Annotated in this window: 16 protein-coding genes; 6 read left to right on the top strand and 10 right to left on the bottom strand. The window is 39.9% G+C overall.

The window, feature by feature from the left end; all coding sequences use genetic code 11:
- Window positions 1-104 precede the first annotated feature (104 nt).
- Window positions 105-668: a hypothetical protein gene (locus R8N23_RS08525; protein WP_318171162.1), complete on the top strand. Its 564-nt coding sequence runs from the start codon at window positions 105-107 to the stop codon at window positions 666-668.
- Here R8N23_RS08525 and R8N23_RS08520 read toward each other — a convergent pair whose 3' ends face one another.
- From R8N23_RS08520 to R8N23_RS08510, 3 genes are read right to left on the bottom strand one after another with little or no spacing between them, the layout of a single operon-like run.
- Window positions 669-902, bottom strand: a complete 234-nt coding sequence (locus R8N23_RS08520; RefSeq protein ID WP_318171161.1) for a cytochrome b5 domain-containing protein — start codon at window positions 900-902, stop codon at window positions 669-671.
- On the bottom strand, window positions 902-3292 hold the full coding sequence (locus R8N23_RS08515) for an endonuclease MutS2 (RefSeq protein WP_318171160.1): 2391 nt from the start codon (window positions 3290-3292) through the stop codon (window positions 902-904). Before R8N23_RS08515 ends, R8N23_RS08520 begins: the two co-directional genes overlap by 1 nt.
- A 3-nt stretch (window positions 3293-3295) precedes the next feature.
- Window positions 3296-3745 carry a DUF4296 domain-containing protein gene (locus R8N23_RS08510; RefSeq protein ID WP_318171159.1) on the bottom strand — a complete coding sequence of 150 codons (450 nt, stop codon included), beginning with the start codon at window positions 3743-3745 and terminating at the stop codon, window positions 3296-3298.
- Between the two features lie 53 nt (window positions 3746-3798).
- On the opposite strand from R8N23_RS08510, the gene R8N23_RS08505 reads away from it, so the two are divergent.
- Genes R8N23_RS08505 through R8N23_RS08495 form a run of 3 tightly spaced genes read left to right on the top strand, consistent with a single transcriptional unit; the run spans window position 3799 to window position 6608 of the window.
- Window positions 3799-4677, top strand: a complete 879-nt coding sequence (locus tag R8N23_RS08505; protein WP_318171158.1) for a DUF58 domain-containing protein — start codon at window positions 3799-3801, stop codon at window positions 4675-4677.
- The gene (locus tag R8N23_RS08500) at window positions 4670-5563 is read left to right on the top strand and encodes a hypothetical protein (RefSeq protein WP_318171157.1); all 894 of its coding nucleotides are present in this window, start codon (window positions 4670-4672) and stop codon (window positions 5561-5563) included. Before R8N23_RS08505 ends, R8N23_RS08500 begins: the two co-directional genes overlap by 8 nt.
- Complete coding sequence (locus R8N23_RS08495; RefSeq protein WP_318171156.1) at window positions 5556-6608, top strand: VWA domain-containing protein; 1053 nt, start codon at window positions 5556-5558, stop codon at window positions 6606-6608. Before R8N23_RS08500 ends, R8N23_RS08495 begins: the two co-directional genes overlap by 8 nt.
- 13 nt (window positions 6609-6621) lie before the next feature.
- On the opposite strand, the gene R8N23_RS08490 is transcribed toward R8N23_RS08495, so the two are convergent.
- From R8N23_RS08490 to murB, 4 genes are all read right to left on the bottom strand, one after another.
- Window positions 6622-8586, bottom strand: coding sequence for a tetratricopeptide repeat-containing sensor histidine kinase (locus tag R8N23_RS08490; RefSeq protein ID WP_318171155.1), 1965 nt, complete (start codon window positions 8584-8586; stop codon window positions 6622-6624).
- A gap of 111 nt (window positions 8587-8697) precedes the next feature.
- Window positions 8698-9816, bottom strand: coding sequence for an MBL fold metallo-hydrolase (locus R8N23_RS08485; RefSeq protein WP_318171154.1), 1119 nt, complete (start codon window positions 9814-9816; stop codon window positions 8698-8700).
- Between the two features lie 21 nt (window positions 9817-9837).
- Window positions 9838-10395 carry a TetR/AcrR family transcriptional regulator gene (locus R8N23_RS08480; protein WP_318171153.1) on the bottom strand — a complete coding sequence of 186 codons (558 nt, stop codon included), beginning with the start codon at window positions 10393-10395 and terminating at the stop codon, window positions 9838-9840.
- 66 nt (window positions 10396-10461) lie between these two features.
- Window positions 10462-11481, bottom strand: a complete 1020-nt coding sequence (gene murB, locus R8N23_RS08475; RefSeq protein ID WP_318171152.1) for a UDP-N-acetylmuramate dehydrogenase — start codon at window positions 11479-11481, stop codon at window positions 10462-10464.
- Between the two features lie 240 nt (window positions 11482-11721).
- Here murB and gyrB point away from each other — a divergent pair, with 240 nt between their 5' ends.
- Window positions 11722-13692, top strand: coding sequence for a DNA topoisomerase (ATP-hydrolyzing) subunit B (gene gyrB, locus R8N23_RS08470; protein WP_318171151.1), 1971 nt, complete (start codon window positions 11722-11724; stop codon window positions 13690-13692).
- A gap of 66 nt (window positions 13693-13758) precedes the next feature.
- On the opposite strand, the gene R8N23_RS08465 is transcribed toward gyrB, so the two are convergent.
- The 3 genes from R8N23_RS08465 to R8N23_RS08455 all read right to left on the bottom strand — a co-directional run bounded on the left by R8N23_RS08465 (window position 13759) and on the right by R8N23_RS08455 (window position 16158).
- Window positions 13759-14481, bottom strand: a complete 723-nt coding sequence (locus tag R8N23_RS08465; protein ID WP_318171150.1) for a hypothetical protein — start codon at window positions 14479-14481, stop codon at window positions 13759-13761.
- Between the two features lie 74 nt (window positions 14482-14555).
- Entirely contained in the window at window positions 14556-14930 is a 375-nt protein-coding gene (locus tag R8N23_RS08460) for a DUF423 domain-containing protein (RefSeq protein WP_318171149.1), read from the bottom strand.
- Window positions 14923-16158 carry a pyridoxal phosphate-dependent decarboxylase family protein gene (locus R8N23_RS08455; protein ID WP_318171148.1) on the bottom strand — a complete coding sequence of 412 codons (1236 nt, stop codon included), beginning with the start codon at window positions 16156-16158 and terminating at the stop codon, window positions 14923-14925. Before R8N23_RS08455 ends, R8N23_RS08460 begins: the two co-directional genes overlap by 8 nt.
- A gap of 1064 nt (window positions 16159-17222) precedes the next feature.
- Between R8N23_RS08455 and R8N23_RS08450 the strand changes: the two genes are divergently transcribed.
- Entirely contained in the window at window positions 17223-26177 is an 8955-nt protein-coding gene (locus R8N23_RS08450) for a LamG-like jellyroll fold domain-containing protein (protein WP_318171147.1), read from the top strand.
- The last annotated feature ends 214 nt before the right edge of the window (window positions 26178-26391 follow it).

Below are 26391 nucleotides of genomic sequence, written 5' to 3'. Positions count from 1 at the left end.
TGCCGTCTCAGAATTGTTGTTTGTTGGTATCTCCAGCATTTCATTTGCAAATAGGAAACTAATGATGGTTTTTTGAGTATTACAATGGAATAACATCAAACCTTATGAAAAACCAAATCAGCAAACTTATTGCGTTATTGTTTTTTGCTTGTAGCACCGCTTTAGCTCAAAATGAATCTAAAACATTTGATCCTCAGCCTGTTTTAGTCACTTTCGTTGGAGAATGGACTGGTCAAGCTACTGCCTATTTCCCAAGGGATAGCAGCAAAACAACCAGATTAGAATCTATTCAGGCTGTTGGAAAAAAAATACTCAAAGACACCTATGTAGAAATAAAGTCTAGCTGGACGCAAGAAGATGGAAGCACTCGTGAGTTGTTAGAGTTACTCAACTATCCTGTACGAAAGGACAGCTTTCAAGTATTGTATCTGTATGACAATTGGCCAGGCAGGGTAGATTACCCACTTTCCTACAATGAAGAAACACGAACTTTCAAAGGCTATGACACTTTTATTGCTCGTGGTGGTATTCCAGCCGAAGAAAAGGTAGAATGGGTAATATCTAAGGATGGAAATGAAATTCGAGGCACCGAATACAACCATCTATCTACAGATCCTGATGGATACTGGCCTAAGACTTTTGAATATGTGCTTCGTCGAAAAGAATAGCTAACCCAAAACGCCAATCACCTCAAACTTATCAAATACTTTTTCGGTATGGGGGGCATCGGCCAATTCTGGTGTCAGGTCTTGCCCTGCCCAATGTTCGTAGTGCTTACCGTCTCTCCATAGCCGTGATTTGGTTACATCATAGATATTGCCTTGGTAAGCCACCCAGATTTCATCTCGGTCTTGTCCGTTTCTAAGGGCCAATTGTTGAACAGTGTAAGTAGGTAGACCCATTAGTTATCCAAAGTAACTACAGTAATACCCGCCCCGCCATGTTCTACATGCTCGTCTTTGGCGCTGATCACCTTATGATTCTCACGAAGTACGTTTCTAACCAATTCTCTCAATATGCCATGACCTTTGCCATGAAGAATCTTCACTTCCGCATGCCCAAGCAATAGTGCCTCGTCGATGTAATATTCTACTTTGCCAATGGCTTCTTCTGCTCTCACCCCTCTAATATCCAAAGTAGAACTAAAGCTGGCCATCTTATCGTTCAGATTGATACCAGTCATTTGTTGCACTCGCTTTTCGGTTGTTTTTTTAAACTCCTTCGATGAGATTTTAACTAGATCACCTAGTTTGGCTCTTGACTTCAATCCTCCAAGCAGCAATTCCACTTGCTTTCCTTTAATGCTTTCTACCTCGCCAACAGCCCCAGATTTCAATTGCACTTTATCCCCTACTTCAATCGGACTGGTATCTACCGTTTTTTGTGGTGCAGTCTTTTCAGCTTTTGTTTTCACCACTTTCTCCGCATGATCTTTAAGCGCTTCTCTAGCTTGGGCCGTGCGCTTCTGATCTGCTTTAGATTCTTTGATGGCCTTAATGGTGGCTTCTATCTTCTTATTTGAAGACTGTATGACTCTGGCTGCTTCTTCCTTCGCGTCTTTAAGTACTTTGGTTTTTTCTTTTTCCAAATACTTCTTCAAGTCTTCATAATCCTTGATCGCATCAGTTAGTCGCTTGTTTTTAGCGTCTAATGATTTCTTATCCTTGGCAATTTGATTTTTCTCGGATTCCAATTCACTCAACAGGCGATCAAACTGTACATGAGAGATCCCTGCTTTCTTCTTCGCTCGATTAAGCATCTCAGGGTTGAGACCAATCTTCCCTGCAATCTCCAAAGCAAAAGAGCTTCCCGGTTTACCAATTTCCAATTCGTACATCGGCTCCAATCTCTTCACATCAAACTTCATGGCCGCATTTACCACACCTTTCTCCTTGTCGGCCACTTTTTTCAAATTGCCATAATGAGTGGTAATGGCACCAAAGGCCTGCGCTTTGTTCAATTCCAGCAAGACCACTTCAGCAATTGCCCCTCCAAATTGTGGCTCGGTCCCTGTGCCAAATTCATCAATCAAGAAGAGCGTATTTCTGGTCGACTGCTCTAAAAAGTGCTTCATGTTCGTCAAGTGCGAACTATAAGTACTCAAGTCATTTTCGATGGATTGTTCATCTCCAATATCGATAAAAACAGAGGAGAATGTTCCAAATTCGGAGCTTTCAGAAACAGAAACCGGCATACCGCATTGTGCCATATACTGCAGCAATCCAATGGTTTTGATGCAAACAGATTTCCCCCCGGCATTAGGACCCGAGATCAACATGATCCTTTTGTCTCTTGTCAAGACAAGATTGAGGGGAACAATTTTCTTCTTTTGTTCTTTGAGTGCTGCCTCCAATATTGGATGCCGAGCCAGTTGCCAATTTACTTTCTGCTGCTTCGACAACTCAGGACAGGTGCAATCGAAATCTATTCCAAATCTTGCTTTGGCCCGAATAAAATCCATGACACCCAGCACTTTGATTCCTTTTCTAACTTCAGGAAGGTTTTCCCGGAGTTCATCTGTCAAAGCCGTTAAAATTCTAACAATCTCTCGCCTTTCCGCATATCTCAGCTCTCGGATTTCATTGTTGATTTCTAGTGCCTCGGCTGGCTCTAAAAATACGGTTTGTCCAGTAGCAGATTCGTCATGCACAAAGCCCTTGATATGTCGCTTATGCTCAGCCAATACTGGTATAACCATACGACCCTCTCGAATCGTTAAGGTTGGCGATTCAGGACAATAGCCATGCTTATTAGCTTCTTTCAATATTTTATTGACTGCCGTTCGTGCTCGTACTTGACTCTTGGAAATAGCACTTCGAATAGACATCAGTTCCTGACTGGCGTCGTCCTTCAACTGTCCTTTCTCGTCTATCTTCCTATCCAGAGCCAAATACAACGAATCTTCCAATTCGATATGTGCTACCCTAGCCGATAAGACAGGATAATCTCCTTCATGCACTTCAAAAAACTTCAACATCTTGAGAAGTGTCTCGAGCACTAGTTTGACTTCAAAGAAATCCTCCTCATCCAAGAAACTTCCAGGAACTTCTGAACGCTTGAGGGCTGGTGATATATCTGTATAATTCGATTGTGGAAATGACGAACCGCTAGTTAATATTTGAACGAACTCTCGTGTCTGATCCATCCATTCATTGATCTTCGATGTATTGGTCGAAAGTGCCAATCGATCCACAAAGTCTTCACCTAATGTGCTGATACACCGGTCCTTTACCAACTGCCTTACTTTGTCAAAACCTAATTTGACCTCAATATCTTTGGGGTAATAATTCAATTTCTATTTTTTAAATACTGAATCTCTAGATAACTCTAAAGGTTTCAACTTCCTATTGTTTACCGCCATAGAATCCAAACTTGGTTTAAAATCAGTCACCTTCGTTAATTCAGTTTCTTCTTTATACCCTCTTTTTTGAATCACATTCAGGCTATCGACTACTACAGCATAGATTTGATCCAACTGCTTAGGATTAGATAAGTAGTGTTGATAGCTACGTTCATACTCCAACTTTGTCAAATCATTTTGATCGAAAATTTCCTTCTCCAACGTGTTGTATATGGCAAATGCGGAATCATTCGGCAAACGAAGCTTATCTACTCTGGCTTCCAAAATATGGATATCAATAAGCAACTCGGTCATCTTTGCAGGAGGTATCACATCCTCATTTTTTAGAGTCTGGCTACAACCAAATCCTACGATAACATTTATTAACAAAAAATATTTTTTCACAAACCCAAAGTATTAAGTAATGGCTTAATTTTAGCGCCTCAAAAGTACAATGAATGAAGGACATCCTCAAGAAGCTTAGAAAATACGAGATCAGGATCCGGAAGGCTATCAACTCCCAGATGCAAGGAGACTTTCATTCTATTTTCAAAGGGTCTGGATTGGAGTTTGACGATGTTCGCTCCTATCAGTATGGAGATGATGTACGGTCGATTGACTGGAATGTTTCCGCCAAAGGTCATGGTACTTTCGTAAAGACATTTAAAGAAGAGAAAGAGCAGAATGTCTTTTTCATCCTTGATGTGAGTGCCTCACAGAAAATAGGTAAAGAGGGACAGCAAAAACTTGACGTAGGCAAAGAAATTTGTGCGCTCCTCTCCATCTCAGCAATTAAAGAAAATAGTCAGGTTGGACTCATTTGTTTTTCGGATCAAAAGGAGAAATATGTAAAACCGGGAAAAGGATTGAAGCACTCATTCAACATTGTTTCTAATGTGTTCAATCTAGAGCCAAAGTCTAAACAAACTGATTTGGCTAAGGGCATAAGTTTCACCTTAAATTTACTTAAGCGAAAAAGTGTCGTGATTCTAATTTCAGATTTCGTTGATGAAAATTATGAACATGATCTGAAAGCACTCGCTCGCGCACACGACCTTGTGGTCATCCAGGTGTCGGACAAACGAGAAACCTCTTTCCCGAATCTCGGCATCGTCCCACTTCATGATCAGGAAAGCGGTAAAACGGTATGGAAAAACACCTCGTCTGGTGCGTTTAGAAAATTACTGGATCAAACGTATGGAAATCGCCAGAAGGAACTAGAGAAATTTTGTTTAAGAAATCAGGCCAACTACACCAACATCCGTACCGATGAGGATTATGTACCAAAGCTCATCCGATTGTTCAAAGTCAGAAATAAAATGAGGAAAAGTGGGTAAAAGAATTGCTGCAGGTATATTATTCAGCTTAGTATTTTCATTCAATTATGCGCAGGAAATTGCCCCTTTCGGCAAATTTCTAAAAGACAGTGTCATGGTGGGTGAAGAAGTACAATACTCCCTCTCTGTGAAATACCCCTTGGATTGGCAATTGGTTTTCCCGGACTCTACATTCAACTTTGAGCCGTTTGAATACTACAGCAAAAGCTATTTCCCCACCCGAACTGATAGTACCCATGCGTTCGACAGCGCTGTCTATACGGTAGCTTCCTTCGAAGTAGATTTAGTTCAAAAATTACAGCTCCCAGTCTATTTACTTAATGGCAATGACAGCACAATCATTTTAGCCAATCCAGACTCCGTTTTCTTAAAAGAACTGGTCACCATGATGCCTGATTCGTTAAAATTTAAAGAGAACGTCACGTATCAAGCCGTAGAATATGCATTCAATTATCCCTACTTGATGATTGGACTTGGCATCTTATTGGTGCTTTTGATCGGAACCTATTTTCTTTTTGGAAATTCTATTCGCAAAAAGATCAAACTATATCGAATGCGAAAAGCCTATGAGAAATTCTCCATGGAGTTTGAACGCGGGATTATTAGAATCAAACAGAGCGAGACCAATGCTGAACTCATAGAACAAATTCTAGTCACTTGGAAGAAGTATATGGAAAAGTTAGAAGATCGCCCTTTTACCAAATATACTTCTAAGGAAATACTAAAAGTCGGATTCGAAAAGGAGCTAAAAACTGTATTACAAACGATTGACCGTGCCATTTACGGTGCCATTGACGATGATGAAATGCACAAGAATTTTGAAGCACTAGAGGATTTTACTTTGGAAAGATATCAGCATAAAATCAAGGAGGTGAAGCATGGGTGAGCAACAAGGCAATACTGCTAACTGGTTTTCCTTGGATTGGTTCAAACCAGCCACTTTTTCTAATTTTCAATGGGAAAATCCGATACTTTTTTATGCTTTTTCTCTTCTGCCATTATTTCTCCTTATATGGTGGGCTTGGAGCCTTAGCAAAAAGAAGAATCTAGCTATAGCGCTAATCAAAAAAGACATTAAATGGAGCCCTTCATCATTGCTTAGACACATCCCTAGCTTCATTTTTTTATTATTCGTATCGTTGATTATTGTTGCTTTGGCGAGGCCACAGAAAACCAATGAAAAAGTGGAGCAATGGACTGAGGGAATTGATATCATGCTGGTCATTGATATTTCTGAGTCGATGCAAATCGAGGATTTTAAACCGAATAGACTGGAAGCTGCTAAAGATGTCGCACGAAAGTTTATTGCCGGAAGATTTCAAGATAGAATTGGTTTGGTGGTGTTTTCTGGTGAAGCCTATTCGCGATCACCCCTCACTTCGGATTATGACCTTCTAGGCGAATACATTGATGGTATATCTTTTGATCTAATTGAAAAAGGGGGAACCGCCATTGGGAGTTCTTTGGCCGTAGCCACTAACCGAATGAGAGAGTCCGACTCCAAATCCAAGGTGATGATCTTGCTAAGTGATGGGGACAATACGGCTGGTAATATTGACCCTATAACTGCCGCAGAACTGGCTAGTGCGTACGATATCAAGATTTATACAATTGCGATAGGTAAAGAAGGCAAAGTGCCATTTGGTAAAGATTTTTTTGGTCGAACGCGCTATGTAGAAAACACGTTGGATGAAACTACGCTAAGAAAGATAGCAGAAATAGGCCATGGCCAGTTCTATCGGGTGTCCGACAACAAGGCTTTGGAAAGTGTATTTGAATTGATCGACAAGTATGAAAAAGCCGAAATCAAAGAAAACAGGTTTCGTGACACTACTGACTTCTACCCGATCTATCTTAAGTGGGCGATTGTTTTCTTCCTTTTGTGGATGATGTTTAAATCGACTTTTGTGAGCAACGTGCTTCAAGATTGATTCAAACGCATAGCTATTGATCGACTGTCGGGAGAAATACTGAAAACCTTGTGCCCACATTTTCTTTGCTCTTGATTTTGATATAGCCTTCCGATTTCTCTACAAATTCCTTTATCAAGTTTAAACCCAACCCTGTGCCTTTTTCATTAGCCGTTCCCCTTGTAGTATGAATTTGATTTGAGTTAATCAATAGATCAATCTTTTTCTTTGACATTCCAACGCCCTCATCCTTACACCGAAGCTCTGTCATGGCACGACCAGATTTTTTATCCATCACCTCTTTGGCACTTATCACAATTTCACCTCCCGACTCCGAAAACTTGATCGCATTGGAAACAATGTTTCTCATGATAGACAGAAACGCTTTTTTATCTACATAGACTTCCAAAAAGGGCTGAATTGAATTTTCAATATCAATTTTCTTAAAATCAATCTGTGGTTTAAACAAATCAAGAGTGTCCTTGACCAATTCTCCCAAAACCAAATTTTCAGGATGAAAATTCAACCCATCCTGTTGCGCCACTGACCAGGATATAAGATCGTCGGTCAATTGAACCACCGAATAGGCACAATTATTCAATTCTGAAAGCACTTTGGATTGCTCCTCTTTATTATGTGCATACCCATCACCTAGCATATGCACCAGCATTTGCAGGTTTCCCAATGGAGCTTTGATATCATGAGCTATAAAACCGAATAGCTTATTTTTTGTCTGGTTGGCCTCATCTAATAGCTTCTTATTTTTGTAAAGTTTAATGAATAGAAAAACTACAATAAGAAGGAAAATGATCAAGATTATTACAATGGCATATTGTAATCTGATTTGAGCCTGTTTAGACTCAATCTCTTTTGCTTTCAGGTCATTTTCTTGTTGCAAGAATAAATTTTCTTGTTCCTTTTTCTCAAATTCAAACTGTCCCATGATCTGCATGAGTTGTTCGTTTTGGTTTGAGGCATTCAATGAGTCTTTGGCAATCGCATATTCTTTTTGCAGTTTGTACGCCTGTTCAAATTCACCTTCCAATTCAAAACATTCCGTTTTTAACCCCAGTACAGTTGATTTTTCTCTTGATTCTCCGGTGACCGATATAAGTGCTAAACTTTTATTGAATCGCTGATGTGCCTTTGAAAATTGTCCTAGTCTCATATAGCATTCACCTGCACAGTAATTCACAAAGATTAATCCTGAATTGAAATTATACCTGGTTAGAATTTCCTCTGCGACCGAAAGATATTCCAATGCAATTTTGTAGTCAGCTAAATTCATATAGGCTTCACCAATATTGGCATTGGTAATTCCAGCATCTACTTCATTTCCAATTTTCAAATTAATGGATAGAGACTTGAGATAGTACTTAATTGCCTCTGCATATTCCTTCTTAAATGATCGAATCACTCCTTTGTATTCATAAGAGCTGGCCATTCCTATAGAATCTTTACCCGCTATAGCGATACTTAAAGTTTCTTCATAGATATCGCTTGCTTTCCTTAGTTCACCCGTACTCACATAGATTCCTCCTAAAATATTTGATGCACTTACCAAATTAGCAGTATCCTTCAATGACCGAAATAGATCAATACTCTTCAATATGTTTTTAATTGATTTGACATTATCTCCATATCTCCAGAGGACATGTGATTGCCCCATAAGGGCCTTAGCCGCTTCACTCTCTTCACCATGTTTCTCTGCGTACTTCAGAACCAGCTGATAACTCCTATTGGCCTCTGTGAAATACCCTTGTTTGTAGTAGATGTCACCTATTCGATTATGAATATCTAAGAAATCAACCAAGCTACTATCTACATTTTCAAATAATAAAGCTTCTTTATATGAGTCAATCGCACAGTCAAAATCAAGGACACGAGCACATGAATCAGCCTCTATTCGATTAGTATCAGTCTGAAGGGATTCACTTATAGAATAAGAGTTGGAAATAAAAACAAATACAACACTCAAAAACAGAATGTCAATTCTCATAGCTCAGTCGTATAGTCCGTTAGGCAAGAAATTACTCAAAAAAAGAATAAAACCGAACTATCCTGAGAATAACATTTATAGGATTTTCTTGAGAGAAGGCTTGCGGGACATTTACATGTAATTTTCCCACCACTCGTCAGAGCTGTATCCTGAAGGAATCATTAATACTTTACCAACCTTTGGTGTGTGCGTGTTCAGGCCATTAGACCTGGCTGCCTTCTTAAATCTTTCGATAGGGTCTTTCCATAGATGCAAAGCCAGATTGAACTTACCCCAATGAATAGGCATGGCAATTTTAGCTTTTACGTCTAATGCTGCTTGCACCGATTGCTCAGGCAACATATGAATGTCAGGCCAATTTTCTTTGTTGTAGGCTCCGCATTCGATCAAAGCCAAATCAAACTCACCAAACTTTTCTCCAATTTCTTTGAAGCCAGAAAAATACCCAGAGTCCCCACTAAAATACATCTTCTGAGCTCTCCCTTCTATGACCCATGAACCCCATAAAGTAGAGAACTTATCGGTCAGGCCCCTCCCTGAAAAATGCCTTGTTGGAGCAAATGTCAGTTTGATATTTTCATCCAGATTTTGCTCATCCCACCAATCAAAGGTTGCAATATTATCAGCTGCCACTCCCCAACTTTCCAAATGAGACGCCACACCAAGCGGTACATAAAACAGCTTTACACGATCCTTTAGTTGAGTAATAGTTGGATAATCCAAATGGTCATAGTGATCATGTGATATAATAACCAAATCGATTTCAGGTAGTTGATTCACATTCATATGATGACTGTAATCAAACTTTTTAGGCCCCATAAAGGAAAACATAGAAGCTCGCTCACCAAAAACAGGGTCAGCCAGAATCGTCTTACCATCTATTTTTATAAGAGCGGTAGAGTGACCAAACCAACTCAACATGATTTCATTCTCATTTCTTGAAGCCCACTTCTCAGGATCAAAAGCAAAAGTCTCGATCCTTTCTTCCGGTTCCCTACCTTTGGTATTTGTAACAAACTGATACATCACTTTGAAATATTTGGAAATAGGAAAATCAGTCTCAGTTGGCACTGAATTTTGAAACTTTCCTTCCTGAAATTGCGGAGAATTTTGAATTTCTTCTAGCCTTACTCCTGATGCAGATACCCCAATTTGGGGAGCTGTTTTGAAAAAGATAACCACAAGAATGACGATGGCAATTACAGCCATAAAAATTGTTAATAGGGTCATTTTTAGTATTTTTAACATGATTTATTTCTTGATTCCGTTCCACAAAACGTCAAAAGAGATTTGAATCATTCGTTCATGCTCATTGGCTTCCTGCGTACTAAGGTATTGGATAATAGCACTGAATTGACAAGTAAATATTGAAATCAAAAACTCGAAGGGCTGGTCAATAAGAATTCCGTCCTTTATCGCTTGATTCATCACCTTCTCTACAAATTGATTCTCTTCTTGAAGTTCCTGAACGGTAAGCTGAGAAATATAAGGGGAGTTCTTAAACTGCATCATGAACTTGAATCTTACGGGGTTTTGAACACCCCACGTCACAATGTGCTGCCAGAATAAGTTCAGCTGTTGTTTGAAAGGATAAGACTGATCTGCAAACACATGATGAAATTCCATAATTTCTCGCTTGACATCAGCATATAGAGCGTTAACTAGCTCATCTTTAGATTTGAAATATAAAAACAAAGTGCCCGTCCCTACACCAGCATCTTTAGTGATCTTGGTGGTAGAAGTATTTTGAAAACCCAGCGAACAAAATAGTTTGATCGCCGACCGCATGATTTTTTCTTTCTTAGTCATACTGAGTGATTACTCAGTCACTAAACGTAGGTTGTTTCAGAAGGTTATAATACATGATATGAAATATTAGATAATGTTGACTTCTGGAGTGATGTCAATATTAAACTTCTGCTTAACTGAATCTTTGATTTTGAATGCCAGATCCTTAATGTTTGCGCCTGTTCCATTTCCATAGTTCACCAATACCAATGCCTGATTTACATGGACACCAATGTGGCCCTCACGCATGCCCTTCCATCCACACTGTTCGATCAACCACCCGGCTGGTACCTTTACCTTACCATTAGGCTGCTCATAACTTGGAATATTAGAATAGGTTGCTCTAAGCTCTTGGAAATGATCATTACTTATCACCGGATTTTTAAAAAAACTTCCGGCATTACCTATTTCTTTCGGATTGGGCAGCTTTGATTCTCTAATCTGAATAACTGCGTCGCTCACTTGTTTAATAGATGGATTCGATATCGATTGACTGTCCAACACATCGGTGATAGCCCCATAACTGACGTTCACTTTGTGTTTTTTAGTCAGTTTTAAGGTAACTGAAGTAATAAAATAATCTCCCTTCAACTTTCTTTTAAAAACACTTTCTCTATAACCAAACTGACAATCGTCGTTGCCAAAAGCCTGCTCGGCTAAAGTATCCAAATGAATTGCCTCCAATGACTCAAACACTTCCTTTATTTCTACTCCATATGCCCCAATATTTTGCATAGGTGCAGCCCCCACCGTACCCGGTATTAAGGACAAATTTTCGATCCCTCCCCAGCCATTATCAATACAGTGCAAAACCAACTCATGCCAAATCACACCTGCGCCAGATTTTATCCAAACAAAGTCCTCATTCTCCTTTTGTTTTTCTATGCCGGTCAAATTATTAAGGATAACCAGCGGGTATGTTTTTTTAGTGAATAAAACATTGGACCCTCCACCTAGTACCAAGGGAGGCACATCCAGTTTTTTAGCCATATCAATTGCTTCTTTAACTTCCTGATTATTAGAAACTTTGATAAGTTGTTCTGCCACAGCTTCTATTCCAAAAGTATTATATCCTTTAAGTGAAGCTTGCTTTAAAATATGGGGCATGAATAATATAAATTTCGCTGAAATCTGATTCTCTATCGCAATTTACCCAACCAGAAAAATTATCTCAGTCATAATCTTAAAAATGTTAAAAAAACCACCAATTGGGCAGCTAGATTTTCGTATTTTTGGCAGATTTTATTCGGGTAAATCAAGTCCCGTTTCGGGATATTGTCACGGTTACAATTCAATAGCCATTTTAAAGAAAAATTACACCCGAACAAAGATTAATAAATACGTAAAATGAGCGAAGAAAAGAAGCAAGCCAGCGGAGCACAAAAAGGTGACTACTCAGCCAGTAATATTACGGTATTAGAAGGATTAGAAGCGGTAAGAAAACGACCAGCCATGTACATCGGCGATGTCGGATTTAAAGGGCTTCACCATATGGTATGGGAAGTAGTAGACAACTCAATTGATGAAGCGCTCGCCGGCCACTGTGATACTATTACAGTCACTATTAACGAAGATAATTCCATTTCGGTATCCGACAACGGTCGTGGTATCCCTACGGATATGCATGAAAAAGAAGGTCGTTCGGCGCTGGAAGTAGTAATGACTGTACTTCATGCCGGTGGTAAATTCGATAAAGATACCTACAAGGTATCTGGAGGTCTTCATGGCGTGGGTGTATCTTGTGTAAATGCCCTTTCTTCCATGCTTGAAGTAACCGTCCACAGAGGTGGTAAAGTATTCAAGCAAGAATATTCAAAAGGAATTCCGAAGTATTCAGTAAAAGAAACCGGGAAAACAGACATCACGGGTACATTCGTTCACTTCTTACCTGATACTGAAATTTTCACTGTAAGTGAATACAAATACGAAACTGTAGCTTCTAGATTACGAGAGCTGTCTTATTTGAATGCTGGTATTAAAATTCATTTGACAGACAAAAGAGAAAAAGACGAAGAAGGCAACTTCATTGGCGAAGAATTTTTCTCAGAAGGTGGATTGATAGAGTTTGTCAATTATCTGGATGGTTCAAGAGAAAAATTGATCCCCGACCCAGTATACATGGAAGGTGAGAAAGGAGACATTCCTGTTCAAGTGGCTCTAACCTATAATACGTCTTATACCGAAAACGTGGTTTCGTATGTCAATAACATCAATACGATAGAAGGTGGTACTCATGTGGCTGGTTTCAGAAGAGCTCTAACTCGTACGCTAAAGTCTTATGCAGACAAATCTGGATTGCTAGAAAAAGCCAAAGTAGAAATTGTTGGTGATGACTTTAGAGAAGGATTAACAGCTATTATTTCTGTAAAAGTTCAGGAACCCCAGTTCGAGGGTCAGACCAAGACCAAATTGGGTAACTCAGATGCCATGGGCGCTGTAGATACTAGCGTAAGCGAAATTTTAAATAATTATCTGGAAGAAAATCCTAAAGAGGCACGAGCAATCGTACAGAAAGTCATTCTTGCTGCGCAAGCTAGACAAGCGGCACGTAAAGCTCGAGAGATGGTGCAGCGTAAGAATGTGATGTCTGGATCAGGATTGCCGGGTAAATTGGCTGACTGTTCTTCAAAAGATGCAGCGGAATGTGAACTTTACCTAGTAGAGGGAGATTCTGCAGGTGGATCCGCCAAACAAGGTAGAGACAGGAAATTTCAAGCTATTCTTCCACTTAGGGGTAAAATTCTAAACGTAGAAAAAGCTCAAGAGCATCGCATCTACGAAAACGAAGAAATTAAAAACATGATTACTGCTCTTGGGGTAAAATTCGGAACCGAAGAAGACCCAAAGGCGCTAAACATGGAGAAATTGAGATATCACAAAATCATCATCATGACGGATGCTGATATTGATGGTAGTCACATTCGTACATTGATTCTGACTTTCTTCTTTAGATACATGAGAGATTTGATCGACAATGGCTACTTGTACATCGCACTCCCTCCGCTCTATTTATTGAAAAAGGGTAAACAAGAGCGATATGCTTGGTCTGAAGACGACAGAGAGAGAGTTACTAGAGAATTGGCTGGAGACGGCAAAGAGGAGTCTGTAGGACTACAAAGATACAAGGGTCTTGGAGAAATGAACCCTGAACAACTTTGGACGACAACAATGAATCCTGAACACAGAAGTTTGAAGCAAGTAACTATCGAATCTGCGGCAGAAGCGGATCATTTATTCTCTGTGCTTATGGGAGACGAAGTAGCTCCACGAAGAGAGTTTATCGAGAAGAATGCAAAATATGCGAAAGTGGATGTTTAATCACTTCAATGTTTTAGACAAAAAAGGCTTTCAGGTAATCTGAAAGCCTTTTTTGTCTATTAAATACTATTCCTTAGAAATATCTGCAGTGTAAGTACACCCATCTTCATTATCGTCCCATGTTACTGTACCAGAATCTCCCGAGATTTCATAGGTCACCTCCTGACAACTAAATTCTCCAGACCAACATAAGTAGAGACTAGAACCGCTAGCATAACCAAAACCTGATCTTTGGGGTTCTTCTAACAACTCCCCTTCAAAAGTACCATCCACATCAAATGTATAGGTCAAACAGTCTTGCGTACAAGTTCCACTATCTGAATCGTCGTCGCATCCTGAAGCTACACCCGAATTAGAAGTCCACGTTCCCACCAATTCACTTGGAAAATTAGGTTGGATAACAATTCCGTTATAACTACAACCATCCTCTAAATCCGTCCAGGATACTGAGGTTCCACTTGAAGTAAATGAATAAGTGATAGTTGTACATTCATTATTCGGTGAACATAATTCTAAAGTATTACTGTTTCCAGTTGCAGTCCCTGATATAGTTTCATTGAAAAACACACCTGAGTATTTACCTTCTGAATCAAATGAAATACTCAAACAGCCAACAGTGCACGTTCCATTGTCAGTATCATCTGGACAGCTAGTAGCATTCAGTAGAACAGAAGTCCAAGTTCCAACCCAATAATCTGGCAAATCCCCTAAGCCTTCTTCATCGTCATCACTACAAGAACATATCAATACAAGAAGTAAAAGCCAAAAAGTAAAAAGTTGCCTTTTCATGTTAATAAAGTTAGATAAACAAAAATTCAAAGTAATCAATCGTCCCATCTACTAGCTATTAAAATTAATCATTTTCAAGTGTTCTTGACAATACTAATAATTAGGTAAATCCACCCAGCTACAAAAAACAAACCACCAATTGGTGTAATCGCTCCGAAAATGCCGATGTTGGATATACTCAAAACATACAAGGAGCCACTAAAAATTATAACCCCAGTCACAAAACAAAAGATCGCTCTAGTGGCCCATCTTCCTTTTATTTTCTCAGCTAGGAGACTAGTAAACAGCAACGCAAATGCATGGTACATTTGATATTTCACTGCCGTTTCAAAAACATCTAGTCTACCATTTTCCACTAAGATATCTTTCAACCCATGCGCACCGAACGCACCAATAACTACGGACAACAGACCTAGCACCGCTCCTATTAACAATCCATTTTTATGCATTTGTGATTGATTTATCTAAATCCAATAAGAAATGATCTAAAACACCCTCGGTAACATGATCCATCACAACAATTTTCCACCAAGCCGGAGAATCATGATCATCAGGAACTAAAAAATACTTTTCAGCCAATGCTTTATCGATCATATCTGGTTTCATCGTAACGATATTCATCTTTGGATGCCGAAAATACACAATACCTCGCTTGGACAATTGCTCACAAAGCCAATCGGTACGATCAAGAAGCTCGGCAATTTTTGCAGTCCAACCCTCAGAGCCATATGCTCTTAAGATCATCCAAATAGCCACTGCATTCGCACCTGAACGACTACCAATTAAAGTGTAGTCCTTCCCTTTTACATAGTTTGCCTCTTGGGTCATAGCATAGTCTATATACCCTTTCCTAATCAGTACAATACCAGTACCATAAGGAGACAGTAGCATCTTATGGGCGTCTAAAGAAAATGAAAACACATGCTCATTCTGAAAAGAATATAAGACATCCTTGGCTGAAAAAGGGTAAATAAACCCTCCATAAGCACCATCCACATGAATCTTAAAATTCAAGCTCATAGAATGAAACAAATCAATAGCGCCTTCCATATCATCCACTGAACCAAACATGGTGGTAGACATATTCATGACTACAATAAAATATTTAACACCAGACGCCTTGGCTTGAGTCAATGATTCTTTCAACTTGATCAAATCGATCAAGCGCGTTTCTTCATCTACCTGCGCCACTATAGACTTAATATTCAACAGGTTCACGCCTTTGGGCATCGAATAGTGAGCATCTGAAGAATATACCATAGCAATTTCATCATGAGCGGCTCCCAATTCCTGTATAAAATAATTCCTTAGAACCCAAAATGCTTGAATATTGGCCTCCGTGCCGCCAGAAGCAACATACCCATCTACCGCATCCGATTCAGCACCAAAAATTTGAGTTGCACAAATCTCAATAAGCTCTCTTTCAATAGCCTGGGTTCCACTAAAAACAGGTTCGGAGTCGCCCATGGTGTGACAACCAATATGATTCGGATTAGCTACCATTGTACTCATAAATGGAGCCTCACTTAAAAAAGGTGCGTCTGAATAGAACACCTTAGGATCTAAATATGAGGCTGGAAGCCCTATTGGTGGTGAATCTCGGTAGTTAAGGTTCTTTCCAATCGCTTCAAAAACTACATCTCTTATTTTTTGTCTACTATATTTTTTCCAATACATGAGCTATCTTTTATCATGATGTAAAGCTAAGCATCTTGTTGCCCATCAAAATATTCATTGGAAATAATAAACATAAATCAGAAAATCACAAGGATTAAGTAACCAATCAAAGAATTATATTCTATCTCCTAATGAATGGAAGTATTTCAGGAATCCAAACCAACTTAAAAGGTTGCCATTTCTGGTATTCACAAAATAAAATTTTGTTTCTAAAATTAACTAGAAAATGTCGCAAAAAAGACAGTCTTATTTTACAATATTTAATGCCGAATAATAAGGCAAACCCTACGCTTTCAGCAATAAAATTCGGCCTTTTTAAAAACTTCTAATATTTAATTGGTAAGCCCCTCATTTCATTCAAAAAATCCCTTATAGGCGTAATAATAGCCAATAAAAAAGTATAGGGGGATCAAATTCACCAGCTGTTTTGTCAGTGTTAAAGGTTAAATTCTCAATTTGTTGATACACAGCTAATGTATCGGACTTGATATCAGGCAAGCTTATAAGCGTTGCAGTCTTACAGGTTAAGAAGTTCAACATTTAACATCCAATTTACTGATTTTTCTTTTGCTAACATTTGGAAATAATCAGTTGTCATTACGTGATTGGATTAAACGAAATTCAATCAGTAATTTTTCTCATAATAAAAAAACGAGGTTTTGGTTTTCCTCGTTTTTTTTATGTCTCATTAAAATATAAACTTTCGATTTCCATTTTCTTCTCGCAATAGTGCCACTCAAAAATCTAATTAACCCAGTACGAGAAAAGCCACTCTTCCAGGGTAGTACAATTAAAAAATGATAATTGATTATTTTTTATTAGAATAATACAATTTGTTACTCATTAATCGAATATTTTGCAGCATTCGTAGGAAATCCCCCTATAATGTTAGGGGAATACCCATTTTTTGCAAATAGAGGGGTTTACGTATATATAGTGTTTATATGCTTTCTATTTTTGCATTGTAGATATAACTGGCGCATAGCAGCTGGTTGTATTTGTCAAAATAGTAAATCCTGAAGGTTGTAATGACCTGACCTGAAATAATTGAAATAAGAACTTTGATGAAAAACCTTCTACTTTCATTAGTCATTGTCCTGCTAGGCGCAGGATCAACATATGCTCAAACCGGGCCTGGTGGAGTTAATTCGCCTGCGAGCAACATTACCTTTTGGCTTCGATCTGATAAAGGCCTGACCTATGATGGCACCAACAACGTAACCACCTGGACTGATCGAGCAAACAGCAACGACGCCACTAACAACAGCACGGCCACGAACCCTACATTTGATGCCTCTGCGGGAATTGGCACAAATGCCGAACCAGGAGTTTTATTCACAGCTGCCAGTAGTGAGTTCCTAGACTTGGCTGACCCTTCCAATAGCATTAGCCCTGCCTCTACGCTCAATGCTAGAACCATGTTCATGATCATCGAGCCTTCTACAGTAGGTAGTTTACAATACATTTATCAGCAAGGAGATGGTACTAATGGGATATACGCTTATATAGCTGCCGACGGAAGTATGACTTTCGGAATTAACAATGGGTCTTCAAGCTATACTGTATCAAGTCCGGCTTCCTCAATCATTGCTGGACAAAGCCATATTGTTAGTTGTACCTATGATGGTGCTGCAGGTCCTGCAGAAATAGCGCTTACACTGGATGGGGTCACCTATACAAATAACACATCAATCCCTACCACCATAGGTGATCACAATGCCGTTCAAATTAAAATAGGTAGCGATGCTTCAAGTGCTAATTACTTTGACGGATACCTTGGAGAGCTAATTTATTATGATGTGGTTTTAAACGAAGCTGAAATTAGAGTAGTTGAAAACTACTATTCGGAAAAATTTGGTATTTCTATCGGGGGAAATGATCACTATAGTGGCGCTGGTGCTAACTACCGGTACAATTTGGTAGGAGTTGGACAACTCAACACCACAACTCATAACGCAACTACTGGAGAGGGTGGCACTATCTACTTATCTGAAAATGGCTCAGATGCATTCTCAAATGATGAATACCTTTTCACAGGACACAACAATAGTAATCTAAGTACCACATCAACAAACTTAACCGGTATAGCAAATACCGAACGCTATAATAGAATTTGGTATCTGGAAAAAACTGGAAATCTTGGTGGCATTATTGAATTCGACATCGTGGAATCCGGAATGTACACTGATGTCACTGGACTAACTGCAACTGATTTCAGTCTTTTGACTCGAGCAGGAACTTCTGGTGACTTCACTCAGGTAAGCATGGTTACCAACCCTACATTCAATGGAGACAGAATACGGTTCACATTGACTGATGGAGAATTAAATAGTGGTTACTTCACGCTTGGTAGTCCTTCTACGTCAAAAAAATGGTATGTTATTAATTCAGGCGACTGGTCAAATACCAATACATGGACGCTTGATCCCGCTGGAGCTATTTACAACAACCCTGACGGCTTAACTCCTGACACTTCTCCTACAGCAGCGACAGATATAGTTACCATTCTCTCTGGTAAAACAGTAACGGTAGGCAATGGTGATATATCCGGTACGCTTTCTAAACTGGTAGTCAATGGGACACTTGATTTTGGCAGCAGTACAGGTCATGGAACGGTTACTGAACTGGAAGGATCAGGCACAATCAGATTGAGCGATGATATCCTCCCAACCATAACAGACGGCAGTGTTTTTACCAATGCAGGTTCTGGAGCTGGTACAGTGGAATATTATGGGTCCAGTGATGTAAACTTGACTTCGGCCTCAGGCTTGACCTCTTTTTATAACTTGGTGCTCAATTTCAATTCTTCAGCTCAGCATCTTATTCTTACTAGTGATATAACTGTTAATAACAACCTGACTATTACTCGAGGTGATTTTCAAATTAATGATGCGAGCACTACTCGGTTGATTATAGATGTTCTCGGAAACCTGAACGTCGCCGCTAATGGAGAAATATCAGTAGGTAGCGGAGATATCGGCGACCCAACTGGTCCGGCTGATTACCACACTACCTATCACCGACTCAACTTATACGGCGACTTGACCAACAATGGAATAATTAATTTTTCCAACCTCAGTGGATACGATTTTGATTCCTTTCCAACAGGGGCAAATGAGGGCGCTGTAACTGTGCGGTTTACAGGACAATCTGATAATACATTGACCTGTAATAACACGACCAATTTTTATGACCTGGTCATCGATAAAGGAACAGATCAAACCTACTTACTTACTGTCAACCCTTCCGCATTGGAAAACTTTCGAGTTTACGGAAGAAATGATATTGGCAATACCCCTAATAGTGCCAATCCGACAGTTGGAAAACCAATATATATTCAAAATGGAACGCTGCACTTAACTGGTAGTACATTTATTCCCTCACTTTCTGAAGGCAATGTTAACCTGGGAGGCGGAACCAATGGATCCTGGATGATCCCAGAGAGTGGTGCGCTTTGGATGGATGGTCCAAATGTGGAAGTATGGGCAACCGCAAATAGTGAAGCCCAAATTGCAGCCATAGATCCAGAACTTGATGCCGTAGATATTGATGGTGTAAGAGGGGCTACTGGCCAACAACAATCCGTTACCTTTATGGGTAAATGGCGATTAACAGATGGCACATTTGAATCTCATCAAGCCCCCGGCTCCTTCTTTTCACAATATGGCTCTCCCAATTTGATCATAGAAGGAGGAACGATGACACTACCTCAGCTGAGAAATAGTGGAGGAGCTAATGCGAAAATCGTATATCAGCAGAGTGGAGGTACACTTAATTTGGTAGGAACTACAGAAGCTGGTAATACCTGGGACGACACTATTGGTCTATTTGATTTCAAATCTACCAATGGGGTTTTTGTCATGTCTGGTGGTAGCATCATCCTTAAAGATTACAATGAAAGAGTCCTAGCCGGATCAGGAGTAGTAAACGGTATAAATGTAGACGTTGCTGAAGGCAATTACAGCGTGACAGGTGGGACTATCGAAATCGACATCGAGCCAGGAGAATTGGGAACAGACGGTTTTGAAATCTATTTTACTCCAAATTTTTATAACCTTACGATTACTGATGACGACACTGAGTTTGTCGATATACAGTCGGACATTACCGTATCTAATGACTTAATATTAGCTAGTGGGGCAGATTTTAGACTGGGAGGAAATAACATTACGCTGGGTAGAAATTTTAATATTGCAACCGGATCTACCTATACCCAGGGAGGAAACAACACGACTACATTTAATGGCGAGGCGAGTCAGACCATTACATTAGCAGGTACATATGGTGATTTTTATGATGTGAATGTGTCCGGCACAGGCCTGAAGACAATCAATAGTGGAGACATGACCGTCAACAATTCATTGACTATCGGATCGAGTGCTTCTATAGATAATGCCAATCAAGATATTATCGTTCAGGGCAGTCTATCCAACTCTGGAACACACCAAAGTACTGGAACTGGGGCCTTAGAATTTAGTGGAGGCTCTACTGACTATGCAGTGAGCGGCGATGGGAATGGTGTATTTGGAAATGTCAATCTAAATGATGCATCCAATGATGTTAGTTTCTCTGCTGACCAGGTGGTTACAGGAACATTAACCTTTAGCCAGGACCAGTTGTTGGACATAAACTCTAGCAAACTCCGTATGCAAGGAGCATCAGCAACGATTAGTGGATTTGGAGCGAACAGATTTGTGCAAACAGATGGAAATGCTTCAGATGGTGGAATTGAAATGTATGTAGATGCCACAGGCACATTCGTATTTCCAATTGGAACAGACGCTAATAACCAGGACGTTACGGACGGCTCTAGATATACTCCTGCAAGCATAAATATTTCTACTCTAACTGACGATGGCTATATCACAGTGAGTGTAGCAGATGATGAGATACCATCCAACGACCCTGGAGCTGGGGGTATTCTAAGTTATTACTGGCGAGTCAACCATTCTGACTTCACCGTTTTGCCACAGGTAAGCTCGCAGGTTTTTATTCATGACGAAGTGGATTTGGATGGTTCTGGTACGGGAAGTTGGAGATGTGGTAAAGGATTAGCAGTATTGCCTTTTACCCGTTCTACAGAAAACGATTACAATGCTGGAACTAATGAAATCACATTCGACGATTCTACCATTCCATTAGATAAAGCCTTCTATAGCGCTGGACATAACAACCGCTTCAACAGCAATCCAACTATTTACTATTCTCGTCAGGATGGAAATTTCAACACTGCCGCCACCTGGTCTAGAAATGTACAGGATGGATCTGGTACCCAAGAAGTGCCTACTGAAGGCAGCGTAGTCATCATCCAGTCAGACGGTGCCGGGGATTCTCACCGTGTCAATGTATTAGCAGGTATCAATGATTTAGGTGCGGTAATATTCGAACACGACTATACGACCTATCCCGACCCCACATCTGAAGATTTACCAAGGCTACAATTTTTAACTGCTGGCACCTACAACCTGGGACTGGTTACAGGCTCAGGCATGGTCTCTTTTGACGCCACATTAGCAATTACTGCTAATGGCGATTTTGGAGATTTTGGAGAAAATACTGATTCATACTACCTATACTTTGGAGGTACTGCTACACTCAATAACATTCCCACCCCCATCCCTAATCTGATGGTAGAATCAGCCACTTATACCATCGATCAAAATATTACAACTAACGCCAATGTAGTGGTACAAGGAAACGGGACGTTAATTCCTGTACAGGACATGACGATTGGTGAAGATCTAGTCATCGGAACTTGGGTGGGGGGAACTTTCCAATTTCCAAATAGTGGTTCAGCAGTGACCGTAACTGTGAATGGAGATATTGATTATACTGTGGATCCATTTACAAATCCACAAGATCGTGATTTGATCGTTGCCGATGCAGCAGTAGATCTGGAACATACACTAATCCTTAAGGGAGACATCATTCACGGAGCGGAAAATGGACACAGTTTTGACCTCTACAATGCTGACAATGCCAGACCAAGAGCAATCTTAGAGCTACAAGGAGAAAGTAATAATAGCTATTCAAGAACGTCTACCTCCACCCCTGATCTACACAGGATTGTTCAAAATAAGGGAACTGATCAGACCTATTCCTTCACATTCAATGATGATTTTACGCTAAGCACCCCTACGGCTACGGTTCAGCCGATTGAACTTCAAAATGGAGTATTAGTTATTAATGACACCAACATCGGAGATGCGAATGATATTATTTTAACTAATGAAACAAATGATTCTGACTTCAACATTCCAGCTACTGCTGGTCTGCAAATTAGTGCTGGTACAATGACCGTCCTTGGAGATGATTTAGGCATAACACTAGATGGGTCAATCACATTGGATGGAACTGGAATATTAGACATGGATGGTGGAAACAACAACTATCTGCAATATTCAAGTTCAGGCTCTGCAAGTATAGACTTAAGTGGGACTGCACAGTTGCTGGTAGGATCGCAAATTCGTGAATCCATCTTTACCTCTGGAGGGATATTGAGTTATAACCAATCAGGTGGTACAGCCCTTATTGGAACCAATAATGGAGGATCACCTAGTACGAACAAGCCTATGTTTGCTGTCTATGGAACCGGAAGTTCGTTTAACTTCTCAGGTGGCTCAATTACCATCGCAAACCATTTATCTACTGCATCTGTAGCATCCTTATATTTGGACCCTGATACTTACGCCGTAGGCACTGGTACAACTATTCAATTCGGAGATCTCTCTACAGTTTCTGGAACTGAGGCATTATCTATTAAGAGTTTCATCAATCTTTATGATATAGTTGTAGATAACTCATCTGGTACTTCTGACTATCCGACGCTGAGTTTGTTGAATACGCCTCTGACCATCAATAATGACTTAACGATTGAAGCCAATACTATCCTGGATGCTTCTGGCTTGGCTCTCTCTATTGCTGGGGATTTTACCAATAGCGGAACATTTACTCCAAATTCAAACACCACAACTTTTAATGGCTCAAGCACCCAATTAATAACTGGTGCTACCACTTTTTACAACTTGAATAAATCAAGTGCCAACACGGTTCAATTACAGGCTTCCAGTGACCTAACCATTCAAAACAATTTGAACATTACCTCAGGAACATTAGATGACAACAACAACGATATTACTGTTTCAGGTACAGTCACTAACTCAGCCATTCATACCAATACAAATGGAACAAAAAGCAACAGTGGTATTATTCTAGCGGGCTCTACTCCACAAGATATTAATGGAACAGGTACTTTCAGTAGAATTCAGGTTCAAAACGCTTCTGATGTTACTATAAACAACGACGTAGTTATTACTGAGCAAGTTAGATTGCACACAGGGTCATTAGACATTCAGGGCTTCCAATTGACAATGAATGAGGATGCAGTCTTCTTCGATGCTAGCGGCGGAGGGTTTTCTTCATCGAAAATGGTTCAGACCAGAAGGAGTTTTACAGATGCTGGTGTTATCAAGGTATATAATGGCACGGCAGCTAGTGCCTTCACCTATCCCATAGGCTCAGGAAATAAGTACACACCAGTGGTTATTTCTTTGACACAAAACAGTGAAACAAACGCAACGATTGCCATCAGAGCAGCAGATGAACCGCACCCTAATGTACAGGAAGATGTTGATTCACCAGAGTTCGTTGATCAAGACAACGTACTACAATACTATTGGGAAGTGACCTCATCAGGGATGACAGACTTTATTGGTAATTTAACCTTTACATATTTCGGTTCGGATGCCTATGTCACCTCTCCATTTACACTAAATGACTACAATACCGCTCGTCTCCTCCCCGACGCATCAGACACCTGGAATAAACTCGAAACTGGCTTCAACTACCAATCTAGAGACGGTAGTAACACACTATCCTTTGATGTCATTAGTGCGACGGGTGATTCTGGAATCGGTGGTGATTATACAGCAGGTGTAGATGGGGCAATTCCAAATCAGGTACAGACCGTAACTTCTAATGTATCTGGAGGTACAGGAAACTGGACTACAGATGGTTCATGGGATACAAACTCAGCTCCAAGAGGAGCTATTGTAGATATATTGGCCGGTGATGAAATTATCATGGACGGTCCAGATCTACTGGCATACAAAACAGTAATTGATGGAACATTGACTGTTTCAGCTTTAGCTACCAATGCCAGACTAGGACGAGTATCTGGCACAGGAACTTTAGTGATTTCTGGAGGAGGCAACTTACCAGCAGGTATTTATGACGATTTCTTCAACTGCTCTACTGGAGGTACTTTAGCATTCAATGACAATGATGATTACACCTTACCCGACCAAATTGCCAACCTTAGAAACCTTTTGATCGACGGTACAGGTACAAAATCATTTCCGAACACCGACATTACCATTTGTAATGATTTAGAGCTTCGCGGTGGCACAACACTTAACAATGATTTTAATGTAACCGTTGAAGTCCTTGGCAATATGACGCTGACCAATGGTACATTGGATTTAGGAACAAACACCACTTTTACAGTAAATGGTAATGTAACCGTCACAGCTGGAACACTTGATCTTGGAAACAACGATCTCATCATACTTGGTGATTTAATTCTCAACGGAGGTACTGTGGCTTTAGGCACAAATGGAACGATTGATCTGGAAGGTGATTTAACCATTGCCGGGTCAAGCACGATCTCCGGAGCCAATTCAAGCAATTTTAATTTTGCGCAAGACATAACAAAAACTACTGGCACATTTAGCGTTGATGCGACCACTACAACATTCACGGCAGATGGAACTGGTACCCAAACTATTTCCGGTGACTTCACTGGTGCTGAAGCTTTCAATAGACTTACAGTTAATAAATCATCAGGTGATTTGAGTATTATAGATGGAGGCAATGCTGTTGAGGTAGATGGTGTATTGACTCTTACCTCTCAAAATATTCAAACAGATGGAAGCAATACTTTGACTTTGACGTCCTCAGCGTCTATCGTCGGAGGATCTTCAGCCAGCTACGTGGAAGGCCCATTGACAAAAAACGGAATAGCAGCAAGCGCAAACTTCACTTTCCCAATTGGCAATAGCAGCAGATATGGATACGCCCGTATAGAAAATGTAGGCACAGGCGGTCAAAATTGGACAGCAGAATATTTCTCATCTAATGCAAACAGCGGGCAAACAATTGACATTACTACAAATGCCGGTTATGGGGCTATGGTTGAGATCAGTACACTTAACTCATGGACTATCACTCCTAGCGGAAGTAATTCAGCCAATGTAGAATTAGGTGTAATATCTGGTATGGGCGTACATGTCATAGAAGATGTGAGAATTGCCATTTATAATGGGCCAACAGCAAGCGAATGGGTCAACTTAGGAGGTTCTCCTGCAGGAAATGAATCGAGTGGTTCTATTACCTCTCAAACCGCCTCTGATTTTTCATCTAGTACCTTTTCTTTTGGCGGAATAACGACGGTTGCCCTTCCTGTGGAGCTGGTAAGATTTACAGCGGATCTCATCGATAATCAGGTAGAACTAAACTGGACAACATCATCAGAACTCAACAACGAGTACTTTGAAGTGCAAAAATCTACCAACGGTGAAAACTATGACACTATTGGAGAGATAGACGGTAGTGGCACCACTAATGAGTTTGTAAACTATCAATTCATAGATAGTCATCCTTACTATGGATTGTCCTACTACAGATTAGTTCAGGTAGATTATGATGGGACTAGAAATGTACATGCTCCAGTTACCGTCAACAATGAAGGCTACAGATCTGGAATAGAAGTGTCCGTATTTCCAAATCCGACCAACTCAAATAACGTAAACCTTAGGTTAATTAGTGGAGATGAAAATACCATCATTCAGGTTTCTATGTTTGACCTGTCCGGAACACTAATCCACTTTGAACAGGTGACTCCGAACCAAGGGCTCATAGATATCCAATTAGGAGTTTATAAAGAAATCCAGGCAGGTATTTATTTAATCGCTGTTCAGCAGGGTAATAACAAAGAAATCAAAAGGTTAAGCGTCCGTTAATCAATTCAACTGATTATAACAATCATCTAATTTCTATACTCATCTTACTCCTTAAATAATTCAACATAACACGGGTAAATAACCATTATTTATTATAATAATACAATTTTTAGCTATATCTCTAGTCAAAAATTCACACACCTAGGAAATCCCCCTATATGCCTAGGGGATTCTCTGTTTTTTCTAAATAGTACACAATACCGATGAAGTGAAG

It is taken from the genome of Reichenbachiella sp. (genome assembly GCF_033344935.1).
Taxonomy (GTDB): domain Bacteria; phylum Bacteroidota; class Bacteroidia; order Cytophagales; family Cyclobacteriaceae; genus Reichenbachiella.
The sequence above is the reverse complement of the archived record's forward strand: the minus strand, read 5'-3'. Positions and strand labels throughout refer to the sequence as shown.